31 protein-coding genes are annotated in these 23,422 nt (G+C 72.3%); 7 read left to right on the top strand and 24 right to left on the bottom strand.

All coding sequences use genetic code 11. The features are described 5' to 3' along the window. The 22 genes from rpmD to IE106_RS03310 form a co-directional block, all read right to left on the bottom strand. Nucleotides 1–183: a 50S ribosomal protein L30 gene (gene rpmD, locus IE106_RS03205; protein ID WP_010473936.1), complete on the bottom strand. Its 183-nt coding sequence runs from the start codon at nucleotides 181–183 to the stop codon at nucleotides 1–3. Further along, the gene (gene rpsE, locus IE106_RS03210; protein ID WP_189529676.1) at nucleotides 183–788 is read right to left on the bottom strand and encodes a 30S ribosomal protein S5; all 606 of its coding nucleotides are present in this window, start codon (nucleotides 786–788) and stop codon (nucleotides 183–185) included. The genes rpmD and rpsE overlap by 1 nt, the downstream gene beginning before the upstream one ends. A 43-nt stretch (nucleotides 789–831) precedes the next feature. Further along, nucleotides 832–1,215: a 50S ribosomal protein L18 gene (rplR, locus tag IE106_RS03215; protein ID WP_010473938.1), complete on the bottom strand. Its 384-nt coding sequence runs from the start codon at nucleotides 1,213–1,215 to the stop codon at nucleotides 832–834. A gap of 3 nt (nucleotides 1,216–1,218) precedes the next feature. Next, nucleotides 1,219–1,758, bottom strand: a complete 540-nt coding sequence (rplF, locus tag IE106_RS03220) for a 50S ribosomal protein L6 (protein WP_189529677.1) — start codon at nucleotides 1,756–1,758, stop codon at nucleotides 1,219–1,221. 21 nt (nucleotides 1,759–1,779) lie between these two features. Continuing rightward, nucleotides 1,780–2,178: a 30S ribosomal protein S8 gene (rpsH, locus tag IE106_RS03225; RefSeq protein ID WP_010473942.1), complete on the bottom strand. Its 399-nt coding sequence runs from the start codon at nucleotides 2,176–2,178 to the stop codon at nucleotides 1,780–1,782. 209 nt (nucleotides 2,179–2,387) lie between these two features. After that, a complete protein-coding gene (locus IE106_RS03230) occupies nucleotides 2,388–2,573 on the bottom strand; it encodes a type Z 30S ribosomal protein S14 (RefSeq protein WP_003956452.1) in 186 nt (61 codons plus the stop codon). Nucleotides 2,574–2,575: 2 nt separating this feature from the next. Further along, nucleotides 2,576–3,133 carry a 50S ribosomal protein L5 gene (gene rplE, locus IE106_RS03235; RefSeq protein ID WP_189529678.1) on the bottom strand — a complete coding sequence of 186 codons (558 nt, stop codon included), beginning with the start codon at nucleotides 3,131–3,133 and terminating at the stop codon, nucleotides 2,576–2,578. Continuing rightward, nucleotides 3,133–3,456 (bottom strand): 50S ribosomal protein L24, encoded by a 324-nt coding sequence (gene rplX / locus IE106_RS03240; RefSeq protein ID WP_189529679.1) that lies wholly within the window; start codon nucleotides 3,454–3,456, stop codon nucleotides 3,133–3,135. The genes rplE and rplX overlap by 1 nt, the downstream gene beginning before the upstream one ends. Nucleotides 3,457–3,458: 2 nt before the next feature. After that, on the bottom strand, nucleotides 3,459–3,827 hold the full coding sequence (gene rplN / locus IE106_RS03245; RefSeq protein ID WP_003956455.1) for a 50S ribosomal protein L14: 369 nt from the start codon (nucleotides 3,825–3,827) through the stop codon (nucleotides 3,459–3,461). 100 nt (nucleotides 3,828–3,927) lie between these two features. Beyond that, nucleotides 3,928–4,212 carry a 30S ribosomal protein S17 gene (gene rpsQ / locus IE106_RS03250; protein ID WP_031129706.1) on the bottom strand — a complete coding sequence of 95 codons (285 nt, stop codon included), beginning with the start codon at nucleotides 4,210–4,212 and terminating at the stop codon, nucleotides 3,928–3,930. Next, the gene (gene rpmC / locus IE106_RS03255; protein WP_071273166.1) at nucleotides 4,212–4,436 is read right to left on the bottom strand and encodes a 50S ribosomal protein L29; all 225 of its coding nucleotides are present in this window, start codon (nucleotides 4,434–4,436) and stop codon (nucleotides 4,212–4,214) included. The genes rpsQ and rpmC overlap by 1 nt, the downstream gene beginning before the upstream one ends. Next, on the bottom strand, nucleotides 4,436–4,855 hold the full coding sequence (gene rplP, locus IE106_RS03260) for a 50S ribosomal protein L16 (RefSeq protein ID WP_017949658.1): 420 nt from the start codon (nucleotides 4,853–4,855) through the stop codon (nucleotides 4,436–4,438). The genes rpmC and rplP overlap by 1 nt, the downstream gene beginning before the upstream one ends. 5 nt (nucleotides 4,856–4,860) lie before the next feature. Beyond that, nucleotides 4,861–5,688, bottom strand: a complete 828-nt coding sequence (rpsC, locus tag IE106_RS03265; protein WP_023587025.1) for a 30S ribosomal protein S3 — start codon at nucleotides 5,686–5,688, stop codon at nucleotides 4,861–4,863. Next, nucleotides 5,688–6,035 carry a 50S ribosomal protein L22 gene (gene rplV, locus IE106_RS03270; protein ID WP_189529680.1) on the bottom strand — a complete coding sequence of 116 codons (348 nt, stop codon included), beginning with the start codon at nucleotides 6,033–6,035 and terminating at the stop codon, nucleotides 5,688–5,690. The genes rpsC and rplV overlap by 1 nt, the downstream gene beginning before the upstream one ends. 49 nt (nucleotides 6,036–6,084) lie before the next feature. Next, nucleotides 6,085–6,366 carry a 30S ribosomal protein S19 gene (rpsS, locus tag IE106_RS03275; protein ID WP_003974263.1) on the bottom strand — a complete coding sequence of 94 codons (282 nt, stop codon included), beginning with the start codon at nucleotides 6,364–6,366 and terminating at the stop codon, nucleotides 6,085–6,087. Between the two features lie 12 nt (nucleotides 6,367–6,378). Then, a complete protein-coding gene (gene rplB, locus IE106_RS03280) occupies nucleotides 6,379–7,215 on the bottom strand; it encodes a 50S ribosomal protein L2 (protein ID WP_023587027.1) in 837 nt (278 codons plus the stop codon). Between the two features lie 41 nt (nucleotides 7,216–7,256). After that, entirely contained in the window at nucleotides 7,257–7,580 is a 324-nt protein-coding gene (gene rplW / locus IE106_RS03285; protein ID WP_023587028.1) for a 50S ribosomal protein L23, read from the bottom strand. After that, nucleotides 7,580–8,230 (bottom strand): 50S ribosomal protein L4, encoded by a 651-nt coding sequence (rplD, locus tag IE106_RS03290; RefSeq protein ID WP_189529681.1) that lies wholly within the window; start codon nucleotides 8,228–8,230, stop codon nucleotides 7,580–7,582. The genes rplW and rplD overlap by 1 nt, the downstream gene beginning before the upstream one ends. Nucleotides 8,231–8,238: 8 nt before the next feature. Beyond that, entirely contained in the window at nucleotides 8,239–8,883 is a 645-nt protein-coding gene (rplC, locus tag IE106_RS03295) for a 50S ribosomal protein L3 (protein ID WP_189529682.1), read from the bottom strand. Nucleotides 8,884–8,896: 13 nt separating this feature from the next. After that, nucleotides 8,897–9,205: a 30S ribosomal protein S10 gene (gene rpsJ, locus IE106_RS03300; protein WP_003948644.1), complete on the bottom strand. Its 309-nt coding sequence runs from the start codon at nucleotides 9,203–9,205 to the stop codon at nucleotides 8,897–8,899. A 701-nt stretch (nucleotides 9,206–9,906) separates the two neighbouring features. Then, nucleotides 9,907–10,116 carry a DUF397 domain-containing protein gene (locus IE106_RS03305; protein ID WP_189529683.1) on the bottom strand — a complete coding sequence of 70 codons (210 nt, stop codon included), beginning with the start codon at nucleotides 10,114–10,116 and terminating at the stop codon, nucleotides 9,907–9,909. Then, entirely contained in the window at nucleotides 10,113–10,991 is an 879-nt protein-coding gene (locus IE106_RS03310) for a helix-turn-helix domain-containing protein (protein ID WP_229839967.1), read from the bottom strand. The genes IE106_RS03305 and IE106_RS03310 overlap by 4 nt, the downstream gene beginning before the upstream one ends. A 152-nt stretch (nucleotides 10,992–11,143) precedes the next feature. Here IE106_RS03310 and IE106_RS03315 point away from each other — a divergent pair, with 152 nt between their 5' ends. From IE106_RS03315 to IE106_RS03325, 3 genes are all read left to right on the top strand, one after another. Further along, nucleotides 11,144–11,698 (top strand): ATP-binding protein, encoded by a 555-nt coding sequence (locus tag IE106_RS03315; RefSeq protein WP_308427854.1) that lies wholly within the window; start codon nucleotides 11,144–11,146, stop codon nucleotides 11,696–11,698. A gap of 160 nt (nucleotides 11,699–11,858) precedes the next feature. Further along, nucleotides 11,859–12,833 carry a helix-turn-helix domain-containing protein gene (locus tag IE106_RS03320; protein WP_373295892.1) on the top strand — a complete coding sequence of 325 codons (975 nt, stop codon included), beginning with the start codon at nucleotides 11,859–11,861 and terminating at the stop codon, nucleotides 12,831–12,833. After that, on the top strand, nucleotides 12,814–13,674 hold the full coding sequence (locus tag IE106_RS03325; protein ID WP_189529685.1) for a hypothetical protein: 861 nt from the start codon (nucleotides 12,814–12,816) through the stop codon (nucleotides 13,672–13,674). Before IE106_RS03320 ends, IE106_RS03325 begins: the two co-directional genes overlap by 20 nt. 45 nt (nucleotides 13,675–13,719) lie before the next feature. Here the strand turns inward: IE106_RS03325 and IE106_RS03330 are convergent, their stop codons facing one another. Then, nucleotides 13,720–14,679 carry a GntR family transcriptional regulator gene (locus IE106_RS03330; protein WP_189529686.1) on the bottom strand — a complete coding sequence of 320 codons (960 nt, stop codon included), beginning with the start codon at nucleotides 14,677–14,679 and terminating at the stop codon, nucleotides 13,720–13,722. A gap of 494 nt (nucleotides 14,680–15,173) precedes the next feature. On the opposite strand from IE106_RS03330, the gene IE106_RS03335 reads away from it, so the two are divergent. Then, entirely contained in the window at nucleotides 15,174–16,091 is a 918-nt protein-coding gene (locus tag IE106_RS03335) for a YncE family protein (protein WP_189529687.1), read from the top strand. A 268-nt stretch (nucleotides 16,092–16,359) separates the two neighbouring features. On the opposite strand, the gene IE106_RS03340 is transcribed toward IE106_RS03335, so the two are convergent. Then, entirely contained in the window at nucleotides 16,360–17,097 is a 738-nt protein-coding gene (locus tag IE106_RS03340) for a DUF4232 domain-containing protein (protein WP_189529688.1), read from the bottom strand. 468 nt (nucleotides 17,098–17,565) lie between these two features. On the opposite strand from IE106_RS03340, the gene IE106_RS03345 reads away from it, so the two are divergent. The 3 genes from IE106_RS03345 to IE106_RS03355 all read left to right on the top strand — a co-directional run bounded on the left by IE106_RS03345 (nucleotide 17,566) and on the right by IE106_RS03355 (nucleotide 23,353). Continuing rightward, complete coding sequence (locus IE106_RS03345; protein WP_308427855.1) at nucleotides 17,566–18,714, top strand: FAD-dependent monooxygenase; 1,149 nt, start codon at nucleotides 17,566–17,568, stop codon at nucleotides 18,712–18,714. Nucleotides 18,715–18,787: 73 nt separating this feature from the next. After that, nucleotides 18,788–20,473 (top strand): RNA ligase family protein, encoded by a 1,686-nt coding sequence (locus tag IE106_RS03350; RefSeq protein ID WP_189529689.1) that lies wholly within the window; start codon nucleotides 18,788–18,790, stop codon nucleotides 20,471–20,473. Continuing rightward, complete coding sequence (locus IE106_RS03355; protein ID WP_189529690.1) at nucleotides 20,474–23,353, top strand: poly(A) polymerase; 2,880 nt, start codon at nucleotides 20,474–20,476, stop codon at nucleotides 23,351–23,353. Nucleotides 23,354–23,422 lie beyond the last annotated feature (69 nt).

Here is a 23,422-nt window from a genome sequence, read left to right on the forward strand (position 1 = left end):
TCAGTCGACCTCCTCGACCGTCACGAGGTGGCGGACGGTGTGCACCATGCCGCGGAACTCGGGGCGGTCCTCCTTGACGACCTGCGTGTTGATGCCCTTGAGACCAAGGGAACGCAGGGTGTCACGGTGGTTCTGCTTGCTGCCGATGTACGACTTCGTCTGCGTGATCTTGAGGCGAGCCATTACGCACCCACCCCGGCACGCGCACGCAGCAGGGCCGCGGGGGCGACGTCCTCGAGGGGCAGACCGCGGCGGGCCGCGATCTCCTCGGGACGCTGCAGGCCCTTCAGGGCCTCCACGGTCGCGTGCACGATGTTGATCGCGTTGGACGAGCCGAGCGACTTCGACAGGATGTCGTGGACGCCGGCGCACTCGAGCACGGCACGCACCGGGCCACCGGCGATGACGCCGGTACCGGGGGAAGCAGGCTTGAGCAGGACGACGCCCGCGGCCTTCTCGCCCGTGATCGGGTGCGGGATGGTGCCCTGGATGCGCGGGACCTTGAAGAAGTGCTTCTTGGCCTCCTCAACACCCTTGGCGATGGCGGCCGGCACCTCCTTGGCCTTGCCGTAACCGACACCCACGGTGCCGTCACCGTCGCCCACCACGACCAGCGCGGTGAAGCTGAAGCGACGACCACCCTTCACAACCTTGGCGACGCGGTTGATCGCGACGACGCGCTCAACGTACGCGGTCTTCTCGGCGGCAGCAGCGCCGCCGTCACGGCCCTTCCGGTCCCGCCGCTCGCCGCCACCGGCACCGCTTCCGCGGCGCTGGGGTCCAGCCATTGGAATTACCTCTCTTCGTTTTCCGCTGAGCTACGGAACCGGCTCAGAACTTCAGGCCGGCTTCGCGGGCGGCGTCCGCCAGGGCGGCGATGCGCCCGGCGTACCTGTTGCCGCCACGGTCGAACACGACAGCCTCGACGCCGGCGGCCTTGGCGCGCTCGGCGACGAGCTTGCCGACCTGCTGGGCCTTGGCCGACTTGTCGCCTTCGCCGCCGCGGATGGACGCGTCCAGGGTCGACGCCGACGCCACGGTGTGACCCGCGATGTCGTCGATGACCTGGGCGGTGATCCCACGGTTGGACCGGGTCACGACCAGGCGCGGACGCTCAGCGGTACCCGAGACCTTCTTGCGGATGCGGATGTGGCGACGCTTCAGAGCAGCGCCCTTGTAGGCCTTGCCCTTGGCAATCTTCACGCCGTATGCCATGGCTTACTTACCAGCCTTTCCGACCTTGCGGCGGATGACCTCGCCCGCGTACTTCACGCCCTTGGCCTTGTACGGGTCGGGCTTGCGCAGCTTGCGGATGTTCGCGGCGACCTCGCCGACCTTCTGCTTGTCGATGCCCTCGACCGAGAACTTGGTCGGCGAGTCGACCTTGAACGAGATGCCCTCGGGCGCCTCGACGAGGATCGGGTGGCTGTAGCCGAGCTGGAACTCCAGGTCGGAGCCCTTCGCGGCGACGCGGTAACCGACACCGCTGATCTCGAGCGCCTTCGTGTACCCCTGGGTCACACCGGTGATCATGTTGGCCACCAGCGTGCGGGACAGGCCGTGCAGGGCCTTGTTCTGACGCTCATCGTTGGGGCGGGTGACGTTCAGAACGCCGTCCTCACCCTTGACGATCTCGATCGGCGCGGCGACGGTGTGGCTGAGGGTGCCCTTGGGGCCCTTCACCTGGACCGTACGGCCATCGATGGTGACGTCCACGCCGGCGGGAACCGTGATGGGGAGCTTGCCGATACGCGACATTGGCTTTTCCTCCGTTCCCGACTACCAGACGTAGGCGAGGACTTCCCCACCCACGCCCTTCTTCTGCGCCTGCTGGCCGGTCAGGAGGCCGTGCGACGTGGAGATGATCGCCACGCCGAGACCACCGAGGACCTTCGGCAGATTGGTGGACTTCGCGTAGACCCGGAGACCGGGCTTCGAGATCCGCTTGATGCCCGCGATGGAGCGCTCACGGTTCGGGCCGAACTTCAGCTCGAGGACGAGGTTCTTGCCGACCTCGGCGTCCTCGACCTTCCAGCCCGTGATGAAGCCCTCCTGCTTGAGGATCTCCGCGATGTGGGACTTGATCTTGCTGTGCGGCATCGTCACGGTGTCGTGGTACGCCGAGTTCGCGTTCCGCAGACGCGTAAGCATGTCTGCGATCGGATCAGTCATGGTCATGAATTGGCCTTCGGCCTCTCTCGCCGGGGTTTCCTGTATGCGCCATCCCTCTCCCCGCTCATGGGCGGGACGGGTGCGGTGCGGGGACCTACGGCGTAGTAAGTCGTACGGGCGGCAGGCGCCCAACCCCACAAGCCTACGGCATGTGGAGAAGGGCCCCTGCCGACCAGATGCTTACCGAGAGCCTGGCATCAACCCAACTGGGTTGATTACCAGGAGCTCTTGGTCACGCCCGGCAGCTCGCCACGGTGAGCCATCTCACGAAGGCACACGCGGCACAGGCCGAACTTGCGGTAGACGGAGTGGGGCCGGCCGCAGCGCTGGCAGCGGGTGTACGCGCGCACACCGAACTTCGGCTTGCGGGCGGCCTTAGCGATCAGAGCCTTCTTCGCCACGGTCAGTTCTCCTTGAACGGGAAGCCGAGGTGACGGAGGAGGGCACGACCCTCGTCGTCGTTGGTCGCCGTGGTGACCACGGTGATGTCCATGCCCCGGACCCGGTCGATCTTGTCCTGGTCGATCTCGTGGAACATGACCTGCTCCGTGAGACCGAAGGTGTAGTTGCCACGGCCGTCGAACTGCTTCGGGGACAGACCGCGGAAGTCGCGGATGCGCGGCAGCGCGAGCGACAGGGTGCGGTCCAGGAACTCCCACATGCGGTCGCCACGGAGCGTGACGTGGGCACCGATCGGCTGGCCCTCACGCAGCTTGAACTGCGCGATGGACTTGCGGGCCTTGGTGACGGCCGGCTTCTGACCGGTGATCGTGGTGAGGTCGCGGATGGCGCCCTCGATCAGCTTGGAGTCGCGGGCGGCGTCGCCCACACCCATGTTGACCACGATCTTGACGAGGCCCGGAACCTGCATGACGTTCTCGTACTTGAACTCGTCACGCAGCTTGCCGAGGATCTCCTCGCGGTACTTCGTCTTCAGACGCGGGGTCGTGGTGGTAGCCATCAGATGTCCTCACCCGTCCGCTTGGCAACGCGGATCTTGTTGCCGTCCTCGTCGAAGCGGTAACCGACGCGGGTCACGACCTTGTTGCCGTCCTTCTCCACCACGAGCTGAACGTTGCTCACGTGGATGGGGGCTTCGACCGTGACGATGCCGCCGGCCTGCGAGGCGCGGCCCGGCTGGTTCGCCTTGGTGTGCTTCTTGACCCGGTTGACACCCTCGACCAGGACGCGGTCCTCGCGGGGGAAGGCCGCGATGACCTTGCCCTGCTTGCCCTTGTCCTTGCCGGTGATGACCTGGACCAGGTCACCCTTCTTGATCTTCATGCTTACAGCACCTCCGGCGCGAGCGAGATGATCTTCATGAACTTCTTCTCGCGCAGCTCACGGCCGACCGGGCCGAAGATACGGGTGCCGCGAGGGTCGCCGTCGTTCTTCAGAATGACGGCGGCGTTCTCGTCGAAGCGGATGTACGAGCCGTCCTGGCGGCGGCGCTCCTTGACGGTGCGAACGATGACCGCCTTGACGACGTCACCCTTCTTCACGTTGCCACCGGGGATCGCGTCCTTGACGGTGGCGACGATGACGTCACCGATGCCCGCGTAGCGGCGACCGGAGCCACCGAGCACACGGATGCAAAGGATCTCCTTCGCACCAGTGTTGTCGGCGACACGAAGTCGCGACTCCTGCTGGATCACGTCTATCTCCTGATTGTCTGCCGGTTCCCGGTGCCCGTGGGCGAACCCACGGGACACCGAGCCTGGCGGAACGAACCTGAAGGGTTACCCCTTCAAGTGATTACTTGGCCTTCTCGAGGATCTCGACGACGCGCCAGCGCTTCGTCGCGGACAGCGGCCGGGTCTCCATGAGGAGGACGCGGTCGCCGACACCCGCGGCGTTCTGCTCGTCGTGCGCCTTGAGCTTGTTCGTACGGCGGATGACCTTGCCGTACAGGGCGTGCTTGACGCGGTCCTCGACGGCGACGACGACGGTCTTGTCCATCTTGTCGCTGACGACGTAACCCTCGCGGGTCTTGCGGAAGCCGCGCGCTTCAGTCTTCTCAGTCACGTTGTTCTCGCTCATCAGGCGCTCTCCACCGTCTCGATGCCGAGCTCACGCTCACGCATGAGGGTGTAGATCCGGGCGATGTCCTTGCGGACGGCCTTCAGCCGGCCGTGGTTCTCGAGCTGCCCGGTCGCCGCCTGGAAACGGAGGTTGAACAGCTCTTCCTTGGCCTCGCGGAGCTTGCCGACAAGCTCCTCGTTGCCCAGCTCGCGCAGCTCGGACGCCTTGGTACCGGCCGACATCACGCCTCACCTGCCTCGCGCCGAACGATCCGGCACTTCATCGGAAGCTTGTGAGCAGCGCGGGTAAGCGCCTCACGCGCAATCTTCTCGTTCGGGTAGGACAGCTCGAACATCACCCGACCGGGCTTGACGTTCGCGACCCACCACTCAGGGGAACCCTTACCGGAACCCATGCGGGTCTCGGCGGGCTTCTTGGTCAGCGGGCGGTCCGGGTAGATGTTGATCCAGACCTTGCCGCCACGCTTGATGTGGCGGGTCATCGCGATACGAGCCGCCTCGATCTGGCGGTTGGTCACGTACGCCGGAGTCAGGGCCTGGATGCCGTACTCGCCGAACGCAACCTGCGTACCACCCTTGGACATACCGCTGCGCTTCGGGTGGTGCTGCTTGCGGTGCTTGACCCTACGGGGGATCAGCATTTCGGTCAGGCCTCCGTTCCGGTGCTCTCAGCCGGAGCAGCGGCAGCGGCCTCGGCCTTGGGGGCCTCGGCAGCGGCGTTCTGCTGCGGCTTGCGGCCGCGACCGCCACGCTCGCCACCACGGCCACCGCGGGCCGGGCGGTCGGCACCGCCGCGGGCCGGGCGGTTGCCGGCGCGGGCAGCGGCGTTCTCGGCGCGAACCTCGGCGATGTTCTTGACGTCGCCCTTGTAGATCCAGACCTTCACGCCGATGCGGCCGAAGGTGGTCTTGGCCTCGAAGAAGCCGTACTCGACGTTCGCGCGGAGCGTGTGCAGCGGCACACGGCCCTCGCGGTAGAACTCCGAGCGGGACATCTCGGCGCCGCCGAGACGGCCACCACACTGGATCTTGATGCCCTTGGCGCCGGCCTTCATCGCCGACTGCATGCTCTTGCGCATGGCACGGCGGAAGGAGACGCGGGAGGACAGCTGCTCGGCAACGGCCTGGGCCACGAGCTGAGCGTCGACCTCGGGGTTCTTGACCTCGAGGATGTTCAGCTGGACCTGCTTGCCGGTGAGCTTCTCGAGGTCGCCGCGGATGCGGTCGGCCTCGGCGCCGCGGCGGCCGATGACGATGCCCGGACGGGCGGTGTGGATGTCCACGCGGACGCGGTCACGGGTGCGCTCGATCTCCACCTTGGAGATGCCGGCGCGCTCCATGCCGGACGTCATCATCCGACGGATGGCGACGTCTTCCTTGACGTAGTCCTTGTACAGCTTGTCGGCGTACCAGCGCGACTTGAAGTCGGTGGTGATGCCGAGCCGGAACCCATGCGGGTTTACCTTCTGGCCCATTACCGGGTTCCTTCCTTGCTGCTGACGACCACGGTGATGTGGCTGGTCCGCTTACGGATCCGGTAGGCGCGGCCCTGGGCGCGCGGCCGGAACCGCTTCAGGGTCGGACCCTCATCCACGTACGCCTCGCTGATGTACAGCGCGGAGGCGTCCGTCTGGTCGTAGTTGTGCGCGGCGTTCGCGATGGCGCTGTCCAGCACCTTCTTGACCGGCACGCTCGCGGCCTGCGGGGCGAAACGCAGGACCGCCTGAGCCTCCGTGGCGTCCATGCCACGGATGAGGTCCACCACGCGGCGGGCCTTCATGGGCGTGACGCGGATGTACCGCGCCTGGGCCCTGGCTTCCATGGTTGTCCCTTCAGTGTCTGACACGTTCGTCATGGTCTGTCACCCCGCGTTAGCGGCGCTTCGACTTCCGGTCGTCCTTGACGTGGCCGCGGAAGGTGCGAGTCGGCGAGAACTCGCCGAGCTTGTGGCCGACCATCGACTCGGTGACGAACACCGGGATGTGGGTCTTGCCGTTGTGCACCGCGATCGTGTGGCCGAGCATGGCCGGGACGATCATCGAGCGACGGGACCAGGTCTTGATGACGTTCTTGGTGCCGGCTTCGTTCTGAGTGTCCACCTTCTTGATCAGGTGGTCGTCGACGAAGGGCCCCTTCTTGAGACTACGCGGCATCTAAACCCGCTCCTAGCGCTTCTTGTTCGTCTTGCGGCGGCGGACGATGTACTTGTTGCTCGCCTTCTTGGGAGAACGAGTACGACCCTCCTTCTGACCCCACGGGGAGACCGGGTGGCGACCACCGGAGGTCTTGCCCTCACCACCACCGTGCGGGTGGTCAACCGGGTTCATCGCCACACCGCGGACGGTCGGGCGGACGCCCAGCCAGCGCTTGCGGCCGGCCTTGCCCCAGTTGATGTTCGACTGCTCGGCGTTGCCGACCTCGCCGATCGTGGCGCGGCAGCGGACGTCGACCAGGCGGATCTCACCGGACGGCATGCGGAGGTGGGCCATCGAGCCCTCCTTCGCGAGCAGCTGCACGGAGGCACCCGCGGAGCGGGCGAACTTGGCGCCACCACCGGGACGGAGCTCGATCGCGTGGATCGTGGTACCGACCGGGATGTTGCGCAGCGCCAGGTTGTTGCCGGGCTTGATGTCAGCGCCGGGACCGTTCTCGATCCGGTCGCCCTGGTTCAGGCCACGGGGGGCGATGATGTAGCGCTTCTCGCCGTCCGCGTAGTGCAGGAGCGCGATGCGCGCGGTGCGGTTCGGGTCGTACTCGATGTGAGCGACCTTCGCCGGCACGCCGTCCTTGTCGTGACGACGGAAGTCGATCACTCGGTAGGCGCGCTTGTGGCCACCGCCCTGGTGGCGGACGGTCACACGACCGGTGTTGTTACGGCCGCCCTTGCTGTGCAGGGGGCGGACCAGCGACTTCTCCGGCGTGGACCGCGTGATCTCGACAAAGTCGGCGACGCTGGAGCCACGACGGCCCGGAGTCGTCGGCTTGTACTTGCGGATACCCATTTCTCAGTCCTCGTCCGATATTCGGACGATCCAGACCGCCCTTAGGCGGTCGGACCGCCGAAGATGTCGATACGGTTGCCCTCGGCAAGGGTCACGATGGCGCGCTTCGTGTTGGCGCGCTTGCCGTAACCGGTGCGGGTGCGCTTGCGCTTGCCCTGCCGGTTGATCGTGTTGACCCCGGTGACCTTGACCGAGAAGACCGCCTCGACGGCCTGCTTGATCTGGGTCTTGTTGGCGCGCGGGTCGACGACGAACGTGTACTTGTTCTCGTCCAGCAGCGCGTAGCTCTTCTCGGAGACAACCGGCTTGACGAGAATGTCGCGCGGGTCCGTGAAGGTCTTGCTGGTGACGACGGCCTCAGTCATCAGGCGTCGCTCCCTTCGGTCTCAACGGCCTTGGGGCCAGACACGAAGGACTCGAAGGCGGCCTTGGTGAAGACCACGTCGTCGGAGACGAGCACGTCGTACGTGTTCAGCTGGCCCGGCTCCAGGATGTGCACCTGGGGCAGGTTGCGGGCGGAGAGCCACGCGGCCTCGTCGGAGCGCTCGACGACCAGGAGCAGGTTCTTGCGCTCCGAGATCTTGCCGAACAGCGTCTTGGCGGCCTTGGTGGAGATCTCACCCTCGACCACGCCGGTGACGACGTGGATACGCGAGTGGCGGGCCCGGTCGGAGAGGGCACCGCGCAGGGCGGCGGCCTTCATCTTCTTCGGGGTCCGCTGGGAGTAGTCACGCGGCACGGGGCCGTGGACGACGCCACCACCGGCGAACTGCGGGGCGCGGGTCGAACCCTGACGGGCGCGGCCGGTGCCCTTCTGGCGGTAGGGCTTCTTGCCACCGCCGCGGACTTCGCCACGGGTCTTGGTCTTGTGCGTGCCCTGACGGGCAGCGGCCAGCTGGGCGACGACGACCTGGTGGATCAGCGGAACGCTGGTCTTCGCGTCGAAGATCTCCGCGGGGAGCTCGACGGTCCCGGCCTTGTCGCCTGCCGGCGAAAGGATGTCAATGGTGCTCATCGGTTACCTCAGGCCCCCTTGGCCGCGGTACGGACCAGGACGAGGCCGCCGTTCGGACCAGGAACCGCGCCCTTGATGAGCAGCAGACCCTTCTCCGCGTCAACGGCGTGGACGGTCAGGTTCTGGGTGGTGACCCGCTCGTTGCCCATGCGGCCCGCCATGCGGAGGCCCTTGAACACGCGGCCCGGGGTGGCGCAGCCACCGATGGAACCGGGCGAGCGGTGCTTGCGCTGGGTACCGTGACCGGCGCCCAGACCACGGAAGTTGTGGCGCTTCATGACACCGGCGAAGCCCTTGCCCTTGCTCTTGCCGGTGACGTCGACCTTGACGCCGGCCTCGAAGACCGCAGCGGTGATCTCCTGGCCGAGGGTGTACTCGGAGGCGTCAGCGGTGCGGATCTCCACCAGGTGGCGGCGCGGGGTGACGTCGGCCTTGGCGAAGTGGCCCTTGAGGGGCTTGTTCACCTTGCGCGGGTCGATCTCGCCGAAGGCGATCTGGACCGACTCGTAGCCGTCGTTGTCGTTCGTGCGGACCTGGGTGACGACGCAGGGACCGGCCTTGACGACGGTCACCGGGACGACCCGGTTGTTCTCGTCCCAGACCTGGGTCATGCCGAGCTTCTCGCCCAGGACGCCCTTAATGTTCTTAGCCATCTCGCGCGTCACCTCAGAGCTTGATCTCGATGTCGACGCCGGCCGGCAGGTCGAGGCGCATGAGCGAGTCAACCGTCTTCGGCGTGGGGTCGAGGATGTCGATGAGGCGCTTGTGCGTGCGCATCTCGAAGTGCTCGCGCGAGTCCTTGTACTTGTGCGGCGACTTGATGACGCAGTACACGTTCTTCTCAGTGGGCAGCGGCACCGGGCCCGCGACCGACGCACCAGTGCGGGTCACCGTCTCGACGATCTTCTTCGCCGAGGAGTCGATGACCTCGTGGTCGTAGGCCTTGAGCCGGATGCGGATCTTCTGTCCCGCCATGGCTACTCAGTAGTCCTGTCTCTCGTAACGCTCTGGAACCTGGTGAGCTTCTGTCTTCTCCGACCCACGCGGTCGGGCGTGTCGCACTCCCTCTACGAAGATCTCCCGAAGGATTTCCCAACCAAGGGGGTGCGGGCCTGGGACCGCGGTCCGGGGGAAGACACCCACCGGGTGCCTGGTAGGCGCCCCGCTGACACTTCCCGGAAGATTCCCGTACGTCCGCCCCACGCAGGGACGACGAGTACTGTGGGACTCGCTTCCGGTCCTCCCGGCGGGAGGCGCGCAGCATCGGCACGCAACCGAGCAACCCGGACAGTCTGCCACACGTGGCACTGCGTGCGCCAATCGAGCCGAAGAGAATACCCCGGCGGCGGTATCGATCAAACCGGCGCGCGCGGGCGGGCGCCCGCGAGGCGGGCCCGCGAGGCCCGTGCGGGAGGGGACACCCCGGGCTCGTACGGCAGCGTAGCGCCCGCTTCCGCCGGGGGGCCTGACCCCGGCGCCGTCGGCCCGACCGGTGCTCCGCGGCCGCTTCCGCCCCTGGCGGCCGGCCCCGCGCCGTACCCGGCACCGGGGGCGGGCCGGTGGGCCTGTATCGAACGCGTGTACCCGACGCCGGTGGGTGGGGTCGGGTGACCCTCCCCGACAGGGAAGCGGACACCCCGCGCGGTCGACCGGGCACGGGACATCCGCGGATACCGTCAGTGTCGCGACGCATACCCCACGAAGCCGACCCATGCGCGGAGCACGACGGCCAGCCGGGGGCCGTCGATGTCCTTGGAGTCACGGATGTGGACGGCGCCAGGGGCGATGGCGACCTCGACGCAGTCGGCGTCATTGCCACTGCTGCTGTAGCTGCTCTTGGTCCACTCCAGCGAGGAGCCGCACTCGGCAGAGGTGTCAATGCTCATGTTTCTCCCAGCACTCGCTTGATGAAGGCCAGCGTCTCCCGCGGGGTGAGAGCCTGCGCGCGGATCGTGCCATAGCGCAGTTCCAGGATCTGCATCTGCTTCGGATCCGACACCACGCGACCGTTGAACGCCCCGTCAGAGCGCCCGATCGCCGTACCGTCCACGAACTTCAGCACTTCGATCCCCCCGCCCAATCCAGGGTGGATCTCAACGTTCGTCAGCATCACCTGGAGCGATACGCTGCGCAACTGGCCGATCTCCAGCAGGCGTTCGAGCTGCCGATGCCACTCCATTCTGCCTCCGATCGGCCGTCGCAGCGCTGCCTCTTCCAAGACGAAGCTGAGAGAGGGAGACGGCGTCCGGTCGAAGACGGAGCGCCTGGCCATGCGGCCCGCCACCCCTCGCTCCACCTCGTCCCGCGAGTACGGCGGCTGTCGGGTTTCCAGCAGGACCCGCGCGTGCCCCTCCGTCTGCAGCAGGCCGTGGATCCCGTGGCTGGCGTACACGCCGATCTCGACCGCCCTGGCCTCCAGCTTCGCCAGCTCCCGCACCTTCTTTGGATACCGGACCTCCTCCACGTCCCTCTTCATCGCGGCGATCAGGCCCCCCGCCTTCAAGGCCCTGTCCGCCTTGTCCAGGTACTCGGGCCTGGGGATCCGCTTGCCCGCCTCCACCTTGTAGACCAGGTCCTCGCCGTACCCGATCAGACGGCCGAACTCCGCCGCCCTCAGGCCGGCGGCCTCCCGACGGAGCTTGAGCTGACGCCCCACCGTCGCGACCACCGCCGCGCCCGACTCGTCGTCCGGGTCCACCTCCCAGCCCGGCTCGTCCCCGTCCTCCGCGGGCCGCCGCACCCCGTTCACTTCCGTCGCCAACCGCTTCGCCTCCCCTGTGCCACTGCGACCGCGCGCCCTCACCCGTGTCCCGTGGACAGTTCCCTACAGGGGGCGGGGCGCCACGGAAAGTGACTGTACGCATGCGGGGAATCACTGGTCGCCACATGCGAGAGGGGGCCACGATCCGTGACATGGACCACAGCGATACTCAACCGCTTGCGGGAGTACGGGACTTCGGCATGCAGCTGCACCCCTCCCGGGCGGGGGCCCGGCTCGCGCGGGAGCTCGCCGCCCTGTGGTTGCGCGGTCACGACGCGACACGGGGCGTGGCCGGCGACACCCTCCAGGTCGTCGCGGAACTCGCCGCCAACGCGGCTCTGCACGGCCGGGTACCGGGGCGGGCCTTCCTGCTCGCCCTGCGCCTCACCGACGCGGACCGCGTCCTGCGCGTCGAGGTGACCGACACGCGTGCCGAGCGGGTGCCCGCCTCCTCGCCCCGGGTCCCTCCCGACGGCAGCGAGAGCGGACGCGGGCTGCTGATCGTCGACGCCCTGGCCGACCGGTGGGGCGTCGTGGAGGGGCCGGTGCCGCGCAAGACGGTGTGGGCCGAGCTGGACCTCGTGCCGGAACACGAGCGACCCCGTTCCGGTGGGCCCGGTGGTCCTTCCCAAGGAACGGACGAAGGGAAAGAACCCTTCCCAGCCCCGCCCCGCCCACCCCGCGGGCGGTCTCACCCTGTCGAGTGAACCTGGTCAAACCGGCTGGTCGAACGCAGGGGTGCGCGTTCTACGCTCACCGCGACACCACCGCGCATATGCGTCGGCCCCCGCCGGGATTCGCACTCCCAGGCGAGGGCCTGACCACGAGGAAGAAGAGACCTTCCTGATGGATGCTCAGCACCCTAGCGTGCCCTCGCACGCCTCGCTCCGGGTTGCCGGAAAGCGGCCCGCACACCACTCGTCCGGGGTCGTCCACGTCAACACCCGGCACACCAGCCGCTTCACCGTGATCGGCAACCACCTCGCCCAGCACGAGCAGTTATCGCTCCTCGCCATCGGGCTCGCCGTGCACATCCAGTCACTGCCGACCGGAGCCCGCGTCGACATCAAGACCCTCGCCGCCCGCTTCCCCGAGGGCGCCCAGCGGATCGCGGGCGCCCTGCGCGAACTGGAGGCCCACGGCTACCTGCGGCGCGTACGGGAGCGCGCCCCCGACGGACGGATCACCACCCGGACGCTCTCCTGCAACCAGCCCTCCCCCGGCGGCCGGGCGCCGCAGACCGACGCCCCCGTGGCACCATCGCCCGGCCCGCAGCGCGGCACGGTCCTGCGGGGCGGTGCGGGCCCGGAACACGGCACGGTCCCGGAGCGCTCCGCGGACCCGGAGCGCGGTACGGCTCCGCAGAGCGGCGCGGGCCCGCAGTGCGGCGGGAAGCCCGCCCGGCCGCCCCGCCGGACGCCCGCGCCGCTGCGCGTACCGCAGCCCGCCCACCCCGCCCCGGCCCTCCTCCGGGCCGCGACCGAGCTGCTCGCCGGGCTGCACCGCCACGACCCGCGCCTGCTGCTGTCCGCCCGCGACACCGAGCACCTCGCTCCCGGCGTCGCCGCCTGGCTGGAGCGGGACGCCGGCCCCGAGGGCGTACGGCACGCCCTGACCGCGCACCTGCCGCCGGAACCGCTGCGCCGCCCGGCCGCGTTCCTGGCCCACCGGCTCACCGCCGAGCTCCCACCGCCCGCCGCGTCCCCCGCCCGCACGGCGCACCCGCTCCGGAACTGCGACCGCTGCGACCGCGCGTTCCGCGCACCCGAACCGGGAGTGTGCGGCGGCTGCCGCGCCTCCGCCACATCCGAACAGGAGACCCGTGGTCAGCTCACCCCATGAGGCGATGCACCGCATCTTCCAGGAGTATCCGGAACTCTTCTCCCGGGTCTCCGAGGTGCTCGGCGTCGACCTCCCCCACCCCACCTCGGTGGAGGCCCTGCCCACCGACCTCACCGAGGCCCGGCCCGTCGAACGCCGCGTCGACACCCTGCTGCGCTTCGAGACCGCGGCGGACGGCGGCTTCCTCGTCGCCGTCGAGGCACAGGGCAGGAAGGACCCGGCGAAACCCGGCAGCTGGGCTTACTACTGCGCGTACCTGCACGAGAAGTACGGGCTGCCGCCCCTGCTGCTCGTCGTCTGCCAGGACCGGGCGACGGCCGAGTGGGCCTCACGGCCCGTACGGATCGGCCCGCGCGGGTGGCCCACCCTCACCCTGCGCCCCCTCGTGGCCGGACCGCACAACATGCCCGTGATCAGTGACGCGGTCGAGGCCCGGAAGGACCTCGCGCTCGCCACGTTGTCCGCGATCACGCACGCGTGCGACCCGGAGGTCGGTGTGATACTGAAAGCTCTGTCCACCGCGCTGCGGGACATGCCCGAAGACCTCGTCAACCCCGTCGTCGAATTCACCGCACAGGGCCTGGGCAACCGCCCGGCCGCGCACATCTGGAGGAACCTGGTGGCCGTGGATCTCTCCTTCTACACGTCGCCCCTTTCCGACGGCATCCGTGCCGAGAGCCGCGCTGAAGACATCCTGTTCGTCCTGGAGAAGCGCGGCGTCACGATCCCTGACGACGTCCGCGAGCGCGTGAACGGCTGCGAGGACCCGGAGATCATGCGCTCCTGGCTCGCGCGCGCCCTCACCGCCGCCACCGCCGAGGAGATCTTCGGCGACGCGTGACCACCGTCCCCCGGGCCCGGACCCGGCGCGGGGCGCGCGGCCGGGTCACCGGCGCGCGGCCCGCTCCATCCGGGGGGCCAGGCCGTCCAGGAGGGCGGTGAGGCCCAGGTCGAAGAGGGCGTCCAGGTCCAGGTCGTACTCGCCGTTCTCCAGGGCGCCCAGGGTGCGGGCGAAGGAGGGGTAGCGGCCCGACGCGGCCAGGGCGCCGAGGGCCGAGCGCTGGGTGTCCATCCACTCGTCGTCCGTCTTGCCGGTGGCCGCCTCCGCCTGGGCCTCGCGCTCCAGGGTGACCGCCACGCCCTGGACGTGGGTGAAGACCAGCAGCTGGACGTCCATCCGCGTCACCGCGTCCAGTCCCCGGTCCTCCAGGGCGGCGAGCAGCCACTCGCCGTGGACCAGCACGTTCGGGAGCACCAGGGGGCGGGTGAGCGGGCTGACGTGGGCGAGCCACGGGTGGCGGCGGTGGAGGCGCCAGAGCGTGCGGGCGCCGAGCTCCAGGCGGGCGCGCCAGCCGGGCGGGGGCGGGTCGGGGTAGCCGAGTTCCCCGTACGCGGCGTCGGCCATCAGGGACACGAGCCGGCCCTTCCCGCCGACGTGGCGGTACGGGGACATCGCCGCCACGCCCAGCCGGGCGGCGACCCCGCGCATGGACAGGGCGGCCAGGCCCTCGGTGTCGGCGATCTCGATGGCGGCGCGCACGACGCGCTCGCGGGTGAGGTCGGCCTCCCCGGCCCCGTCCGGCCGCCGGTGCGCGGCGGGGGGCTCGGGGGCGGCGCGGCGGCGCGGGGCGACCACCGTGCCCGCGCGGGGGCGGGTCTCCACGTACCCCTCCAGGCGGAGTTCCGTCAGCGCCTTCGTGGCCGTGGCCAGGGCGACCCCCCACTGCTCCGCCAGCTTGCGGGTCGAGGGGACGCGGTCGCCGGGGACCAGCTCCCCCTCGGCGATCCGGCGCCGGATGTCCGCCGCGATGCGCCGGTACGGCGGCTCGGTCGTCTCGTCGGGCACGGGCCCTCCCCTTCCCCCTCGGTTCCCCCCGCTGCCGGGCCGCCTCGGCCGGGCTTCCGGACCGAACGCGCCGCCACCAGCGGTCCCGCCGCCGGTGGGGTCGTCCTCGCGCCGCCCGGACCGGGTACGGGCCGCCAGGGGCCCACCGGCCGCTCGTACCCATCGTCCACGGTCCCCCGGGGCCGGTTCCCACCGCCCGGCACGGGCGGGCGCGTGCACCCGGGCGTGCGGTCGGGGCCGGGCGCGGCCCGAGTGGCGGGGTGCGCGGCTCGCGCCGATACTGGGGGCAGAGTCTGACGTCGGCCACCCGTGCACCGAGGTGGTCGGGTCCCCGCGCCCGCGGTGGTGGGTGGCGCGGAGGAAGCCGACCCTGCGGCCGGCCGGCGGCGACACCGCGGAGTACCACCGCTACCGGATCCCTCGAAGCGACGCCCCCACGGACGAGCGGGCCACGCCCCTCCCCGCAAGCCGCTCGATCACGGAGGTCCGTAGCGATGAACACCTCCCACACCGCACAGTCGCGTGTCGTGGCCACCATCCCGGTGGGGGTGAGGCCGGTCGGCGTGGCGGTCGACGTCCACGACCGCGTCTTCGTCACCAACAGCGGTACCCACACCGTGTCGGTGATCGACTCCCGGACCGACACGGTGAGCACCGCCATCGGCGTCGGACCGCGCCCGGAGGGCGTGGCGACCGACCCCCAGGTCGGCGTCTGCGTGGCCAACGGCGGCAACGGCACCATGACGGTGATCGACAAGTCCAACATCGTCATCGGCACCGTCGGCATCGGGGGCCCGCTCCTCCCCTCGTTCACCATGACGGGAGTGGCGGTCGACCACCAGCTGGGCCGCGCCTACGTGGCGAACCGCGGCGGCCGGCGGGTGTGGACGATCCGCATCAGCGGCGCGCTGCCCCCCTTCGCCCACGACTTCGTCGAAGTCCCCGACCCCCTCGACGTGGCGGTCGACCCGACGAGCCACCGCGTCTACGTGACGCAGCCCGGCCTCCACACGGTCTCGGTGATCGACCCCGCGGACGACGAGGTCGTCAGGGTCATCCCGGTATCGGAGCGGCCCGCCGGCATCGCGGTCGACGCCCCGCGGCACCGTGCCTACGTCGCCGGTTCGGGCTCCGCCACGGTGTGCGTGATCGACACCGTCACCGGTGGCGTCACCGGTACCGACGTCGCTCCGGGGCCCGTCGACGTGGCGGTCGACTCCCGGGGCGACGCCTACGTCACCCAGTCCGACGGCACGGTGACGGTGATCGACGCCGTGTCCCACGGCGTCAGCGCCACCGTCCCGGTGGGTTCCCACCCGAGGGGCCTGGCCTTCGAACCCCACAGCGGCCGCGTCTACGTCGCCAACAGCGGTGACGGCACCGTGTCGGTGATCGATCCGACCGGCGGTTAGACGTCGCCCCGCGGGTCGTTCCCACGAGGTGACCGCTCGGGCCGCCGGCGGCCGGCGGGGGCGGGATCACCGGTGCGCCGGGAGGGTCCCGGCCCGGACCCCGGCGGACGGGGAGGCCGGCGCGGGCGGTCGTCCCGGCGGGACTCCGCCCGCCGCGCCGCGGCGAGGCGGCCGGTCACACCGGCGCGGGCCCGTGTCGTGGCTCCGGCGCCGGTGCGGCCGTGTCCCCCTGGAGGCCGCCCGGGGGGACGTCATCCGTACGGGGGGCTCAGAAGTCGTCCGCGCCGTTACGGAGTTCGGGGGTCCAGTAGCCGGTGAGGGCCTTCGCCGGGTCGACGGCGATGCCCCCGCTGCCGGGCGCGGTGACGGCGATGACCGTGGAGTCGCCCTCCAGCATGACGGAGAACGCCGACACGGGTTCGTTGGCCTCGTCGACCCCGCCGTCCGACAGCTTCACCAGGGCGTAGGCCGGGGCGCCCGCCGCCAGCACGACCGGCGCGGCCGGCTTGCTCTTGGCGACGGCCGGGACGTCCTGCTTGTGGCTCTCCAGGAACTGGACGCGCGGGAAGCCCGCCAGCCGGCAGGAGTGGCGGCCGGTGTTCTTCGCGGTCAGGACGATGTGGGTGTAGGGCGGGCCGTCCTGCAGGGCGGCGGTGACGCGGACGTCCCGCGCGGTGCACGCCGGCGTGGAGACGGCCACCTGCTTGCCGGTCGCGCCGGTGGAGCCGGTGGATCCCTTCGAGCCCGTCGAGCCGTTCGAGCCCGTCGAGCGGGCCGAGTCGTTCGATCCCGTCCGTGCCGAGTCGGCCGCCTCCGCCGCGTCGGACGTGCCGGCGCCCTTGCCGGCCGTCGTCGCGGCGGCCGCCGGGGACGACGCCACCGTGACCGCGGGGGTCGGCGCGGACGAGGACGTGGTGTCCGCGCCGCCCTGGCAGGCGGTGAGGGACAGGGCGAGAGCCGTGCCCGCGACGGCGAGCAGCGTGGTGCGGTGGCGCGGAGCGTTCATGGTGAGTTCCCCCGTGGGCGGTGTGGGGCCGCGGCTCGGTGCCGTCGGCCGGTTTCGTCTGCTTGCTCTTCCCGGCGGTCGGCCGCCCCGGTCCGGCCGGTGGCCGGAGAGGGGTGGCGACGGCGGGTGGTCGGCGCCGTTCCCGCACCCGCGCCGGCTCCGCTTCCCGGCTGTCCGCCGAGGGCGTGCCGACCGGAGCGCGTGCACGGGGAGGGCGTCCCGCTTCTGCCTTCAGTCGACCACCTCAGACCCCCCTCGACCAGGCGGTTCTCCCGGCAGAAGTACCGCCGCCGCACTTCTGCCGGGGCCCGCGGCCGGGCGGGTGGGGGCGTCCCCGGTGCGGGCGACGCGTCCCGGCGCGGGGCGCGTGAGGGGCGGTGGGTGCCGGACCGGCGGGGACCGCCGGTGCCGGGTCCACCTGTCCTAGTACAGAAGTGAGGGATCAGCGTGTACGGCGTACGTTCAGGCGTGTTCACCGCGTCCACCAGGGGGTTCCTCATGCAGACCGTCCTCGTCTCCGGCGGCGGCGTCGCCGGTTCCGCGCTCGCCTTCTGGCTGCGCCGCCACGGCTTCGCGCCCACCGTCGTCGAGCGGGCCGCCGCCCCCCGGCGGGGCGGGCAGGCCGTCGACGTGCGGGGGGTGGCGCTCGACGTGCTGGACCGCATGGGGCTGCTGGAGCGGGCCCGCGCCGTGCGGACGCGGATGCGCGGCATGTCCGTACTGGACGCGGACGGCACCGAGGTGCACCGCAGCACCGAGTACGCCCTCAGCAGCGGGCGCCTGGACGGCGACGACGTCGAGCTGATGCGCGACGACCTGGTCGGACTGCTGCACGGCGCCGCGCGGGGCGGGGTCGAGTACCGCTTCGGGGACGCGATCGGCGCCCTGGAGGAGACGGACCGCGGCGTGCGCGTCGGCTTCGCGTCCGGGGAGGTGCGGGAGTACGACCTGGTCGTGGGCGCCGACGGGCTGCACTCGGGGGTGCGGCGGCTGGCCTTCGGGCCGGAGGAGGGGTTCCGCCTGCACCTGGGGCAGTACCTGTCGGTGTTCACCGCGGGGAACTTCCTGGACCTGGAGGACTGGCAGCTGTGGCTGCGCGACGGCGAGGCCGGCTTCGCCGCCATGTCGGTGCCCGGCAACCACGAGCTGCGCGTGGCGTTCGGGTTCGGCTCGGGGCCGCTGGACGGCGACCACCGGGACACCGGGTGGCTGCGCGGGCTCGTCGTCGAGCGGATCGGGGGGTTGCGCTGGCCGGGGGCACCCCGGCTCGCCGAGGCCGCGCGGCGGGCCCCGGACTTCTTCTGCGACGCGATGGCGCAGATCCGCGTGGACCGCTGGTCGCGGGGCCGCGTCACGCTGCTGGGCGACGCCGGGTACTGCGCCTCGCCGCTGTCCGGCCAGGGGACCAGCCTCGCCCTGGCCGGGGCGTACGTGCTGGCGGACGCCCTGCGCGCGGCGGACGGCGACCACGCGGCCGCCTTCGCCGCGTACGAGGCGCGCATGCGACCGTTCGCCGAGGTCAACCAGGCGCTGGCGACCGAGGTCCCGGGCGCCCCGGCGCCGGAGGAGTCCGTCGCGCGGGCCAAGAACGCCCTGTCGCTCGACGGCCCGCGTTAATCGCTCGATCGGCCCTCCCCCGGCTCCTACAGTGACCGGGCACGCCACAGCTCGACCGGGGGGCCGATCCACCATGCGCACGGAACAGGCGCGGACCCACTATCCGCGCACGCCGCACCTGCCCTGGTCGCCCGGTGTCGGGCGGGACGACGTCCGGGCCGCGGACCTGTCGGGGTTCGCCGGGCGGGAGGTCGTGGTGACCGAGAAGCTCGACGGCGAGAACACCACCCTGTACGCGGACGGACTGCACGCCCGGTCACCGGACTCGGCGCACCATCCGTCGCGGGCCTGGGTCAAGGCGCTCCAGGGCCGGATCGCGCACACCGTCCCGGAGGGCTGGCGGGTGTGCGGGGAGAACACGTACGCCCGGCACTCCCTCGGGTACGACCGGCTGGAGAGCCACTTCCACGGCTTCTCGGTGTGGGACGAGCTCGGGTGGTGCCTGGACTGGGACCGGACGGTGGCGTTCCTGCGGGAGCGGGGCGTGCCGGTGCCGCCCGTGCTGTGGCGCGGGACGTTCGACGAGCGGGCGCTGCGGCGGCTGCGGGTCGACCCCCAGCGCCAGGAGGGGTACGTCGTGCGGACCGCCGAGGGCTTCATGGCCGAGGAGTTCGGGCGGCGGGTGGCGAAGTGGGTGCGCCCCGGGCACGTACGGACCGGCACGCACTGGATGCACGCCGCCGTCACCCCGAACGGGCTGTCGGCGCGGGCCGCCCTGTGGGACGTGCGGTCCGGGGCGGCGCCCGACCCGGAGGCGCTGACGGCCGCGGTGGGCCTGGAGCCGGGTGGCCGCACCCCCGCCGACCACGCGGCCGCCCGTGACGCCGCCGCGCGGCTCGGGGTCCTCGGGGACACGCGGCTCGCCGGGGTGCTGGCCGCGCTGCTGCACCGCGAGCGCCGCGGCGTGCTGGCCGGGCGGCTCGCGCCCGCCCTGGGGCTGCCGCTCGCGCGGCGCGTCGCGGACCTGGTGGGGCTGCACGCCGGGCTGCACCGCCCGTACCCGGACGAGGAGCGCCGGGCCGGGCTCGTACGGATGTCGTACGCCGTCGACCTGGGCGCCCTGCACGCCGTCGCCGCCGCCGTGGCGCCCGACGCGGCGGCGCGCGAACAGGTGGAGTGGTCCGCCCTGCACGCCGAGGAACTGGCGGGCGCCGACCCGGTCGGCGGGGCGTTCGACGGGCTCGGCGCGGACGCCGCCGCCCGGTGCCGCGCCGAGGCGCGCGAGCTGTACGCGTCGGGGCGGATCACCACCGCCGAGGAGGCCGTCGCCGCCACCTGGCGCCTGCGCGACGGCGGCTTCCCCCGGCTGGTGCACATGGTCGGGCCCTCCGGGAGCGGCAAGAGCACCTTCGCGGGCACCCTGCCCGGCGTCGACGCGTACGTGTCCCTGGACGCCGTGCGCGAGGAGCGCGGCGACCGCGCCGACCAGCGGGCGGGCGGCGACGTCCTGCGCGCCGGCCTGGCGCGGCTCGACGCGGCGCTCGCGGCGGGCGGCACCGTCGTCTGGGACGCCACGTCGCTCAACCCGCACCAGCGGTCCCTGGTGCACGCCGTCGCCCGGCGCCGCGACGCGCTGGTCACGCACGCGGTGGTGCTGGTCGACGACGCCGAGCTGGTGCGGCGCAACGCCGTGCGCCGGCACCCCGTCCCGGCGGACGTGCTCGACGCGCAGCTGCGCCGGTTCGTGCCGCCGTACCCGGGCCAGGCGCACCGCACCTGGTACGTCGGCGCGGGTGGCACCGTGGAGGAGGAGGCGTAGGTGCGTACGAGCGACGAGATCTACCACCGGGTCCGGTGGGACTCCCGGTTCGACCCGGCGCGTTTCGTGGTCGGGATCATGCAGCGCGGGGCGGAGCCGAAGCGGGTGCCGCTGCCCGCGTTCGTGCCGGGCGGGGACATCCCCTGGCACCGGGTGCTGTTCTTCGAGGCCGACGGCGAGGTCGTGTGGGACCGGGCGGCCGGAGTCGACCGGATCGACGCGACCGGCGCCGGGCGGGTGCGGGACCCGAGGCTGCTGCGGGCGCCGTTCTTCACGGCGCGGCAGCCGTACGCCTGGGACGCGGCGGCGGGGCGGTGGGCGCCGGGCGGGACGCCGGACGGGGGCGGCCGGGCCCCGGTGGCCGCCGGGTTGCGCGTCCTGACGTGGAACACGCTGTGGGACCGGTACGACAGCGACCTCATCGACACCGCCCGGCGCCGCCCGCTGCTGCTGGACGCCCTGCGCGACGCCGACGCGGACGTGATCGCCCTCCAGGAGGCCGAGCCGGAGCTGCTGCGCGCGCTGCTGGCGGCGCGCTGGGTGCGGGACGCGTACGCGCTCGGCACCGACCCGGCCGGGCCGGACGTCGCCGAGTGCGGGCTGCTGCTGCTCAGCCGGGTGCCGGTCCGCGAGGCGGCGGCGCACGTGCTGGGCCCGCACAAGGCGGTGGCGGCGGTGGTCGTGGAGACCGGTACGGCCCGGCCGCTGGTCGTCGCGGCGACGCACCTCAGCAGCGACCACTCGCCGGACGGCGCCGGCCGGCGCGAGGCCGAGCTGGCCCGGCTCGCCGAGGGGTTCGCCGGGATCGACGGCGACGTGGTGCTGGCGGGCGACTTCAACGACGGCGGCGACCTGCCGGAGACCACGCTGGGCATGCGCGACGCGTGGACCGAGGTGCACGGACCGGCCGACCGGACACCGACCTTCGACCCGGGCGCGAACCCGCTGGCGGCGGTCTCCTCCCTGTCGGGGCGGGCGGCGCGGCTCGACCGGGTGCTGCTGCGCGCCGAGCGGGTGCGGGTGGACGCGGCGGAGCTGACCGGCCGCGAACCGGCACCGGACGGGCTGTACGTCTCCGACCACTACGGCGTGCTGGTGGACCTGGGCCTCGACGGGACGGGCGTGCGGGGCGCGCTCGACGTGCGGCCGACGCCCCGGACCGCGGTGGCGTGGCTGCCGCCCGACGAGCTGTGGCCTCCGCTGCAGGACGTCCGCCGGGACCACGACCCGCAGGTCGGGCGGTGGCCCCCGCACGTGAACCTGCTGTTCGGGTTCGTGCCGGAGGCGCACTTCGAGCGGGCCGCGGAACTGGTCGCGGCGGCCGTGCGGGACGTCGCCCCGTTCGAGGCCCGGCTCCGGGGCGTCCACGACTTCCGCCACCGCGGCGACGCGACGGTGTGGCTGGACCCGGCGGCGGGCGGCGGGGCGCCGTGGCAGGAGCTGCGGCACGCCCTGGAGCGGCGCTTCCCCCGCTGCCGGGGCCACCACCGGGGCTTCACCCCGCACCTGAGCCTGGGGCGGACGACGGACCCGCGGGCCCTGGTCCGCGAGGCGGAGGCCCGCCTGGGCGGTCCGCTCTCCGCCCGGGTGACCGAGGTGGCGCTGCTGTCCCGGCGCGGTGACGAACCGATGCGGGTACGGGCGACGGCGGACCTCGGCACGGGCGAGGTGCGCTGGCACGACGGGCCGCCGGCCCCGCCGCCCCCCGTGGACGGCACGGGCGGTGTGGCCGCCACCGGGGGCGCGGTCGCTGCCACCGACGCCGACGCCGACGCCGCGGGCACGGTGGCGGCGGACGGCACGGCCGCCGGGCGCGTCGTACGGCAGGTCGCCCGGGCGCTGCCCGGCGCCGAGGTGCACCTCGTCGGGTCGCGGCGGATGGGGTGCGCGCTGCCCGGCGCCGACCTGGACCTCGTGGCGGCCGTCCCCGGCGACGCGGACCTCGCGGACGTACGGGCCCGTGTCGTCGCCGCGCTGCCCGGGGCGGCGCGCGTCCGGGAGGTCGTCGGGGCGCGCGTGCCGGGCCTGCGGTTCGAGGCGTACGGGCTGGGCGTCGACCTGGTCGTCGTCCCGACCGGCGCGGTGCCGCCCGGCGACGCCGTGGCGCGCCGCGCCGAACTGGGCGAGGCGGCCGCCGTCGCGCTCAGCGCGGTCACCGACGCGGACGCCGTGCTGGCCCGGGTCGGCGACCGGGGGGCCGAGTTCACCCGGCTCGCCCGGGACGTGAAGGCGTGGGCGCGGGCGCGCGGCCTGGACGCGGCGCCGTTGGGCGGGCTCCCGGGCCTGGCGTGGGCGCTGCTGGCCGCCCGCACCGTGGGCGAGGACGACGAGGTCCGCCCCCGGCAGCTCCTGCGGCGGTTCTTCGCGACCTGGGCCGCCTGGGACTGGCGGGTCCCGGTGGGCGCGGACGTGCCCGGCGCGCTGCCGGTGACGGTGACCACCCCCACGTACCCGCGCCGCCCCTGCACCGACCAGGTCACCCCGGGCATGCGGGACCTGCTGGTCCAGGAGCTGTACCGGGCGTGGGAGCTCCTGGAGGCGGGCCCCGCCGAGGAGGGCCGGCTGCTCGACCCGCCGCCGCTGCACCGGCGGCACGCCGCGTGGGCGGTCGTGGCCGTCCCGCGGGGTCCGGAGGAGGGCCGGGTCCGGGGCCGTACGCGCGCCCTGCTCACCGCCCTCGCGGAGGCCGGCGCGCCGGACGCCCACGCCTGGCCGCGCCCGTTCGGGACGGCGCCGGACGTCCTGCGGTACGCCGTCGGCCTCGGCGCCGCGCCACCGGACCGCGCCGCCCTCGCGGCGGTGGCCGAGCACTGGCTGCGCGGACTGCCGGGTACGACGCTGACCTGGGCGGACGGCGGGGACGTACCGACACTGCGGTGAACGCCCCGGCGCCGGCGGCGGGCGTCCCGGCGGCGGACGGCGGAAGCCCCGGCCCGGCGGCGGAGGCCC

It is taken from the genome of Streptomyces roseolilacinus (genome assembly GCF_014649335.1).
In the GTDB taxonomy this organism is placed as follows: Bacteria; Actinomycetota; Actinomycetes; order Streptomycetales; family Streptomycetaceae; genus Streptomyces; species Streptomyces roseolilacinus.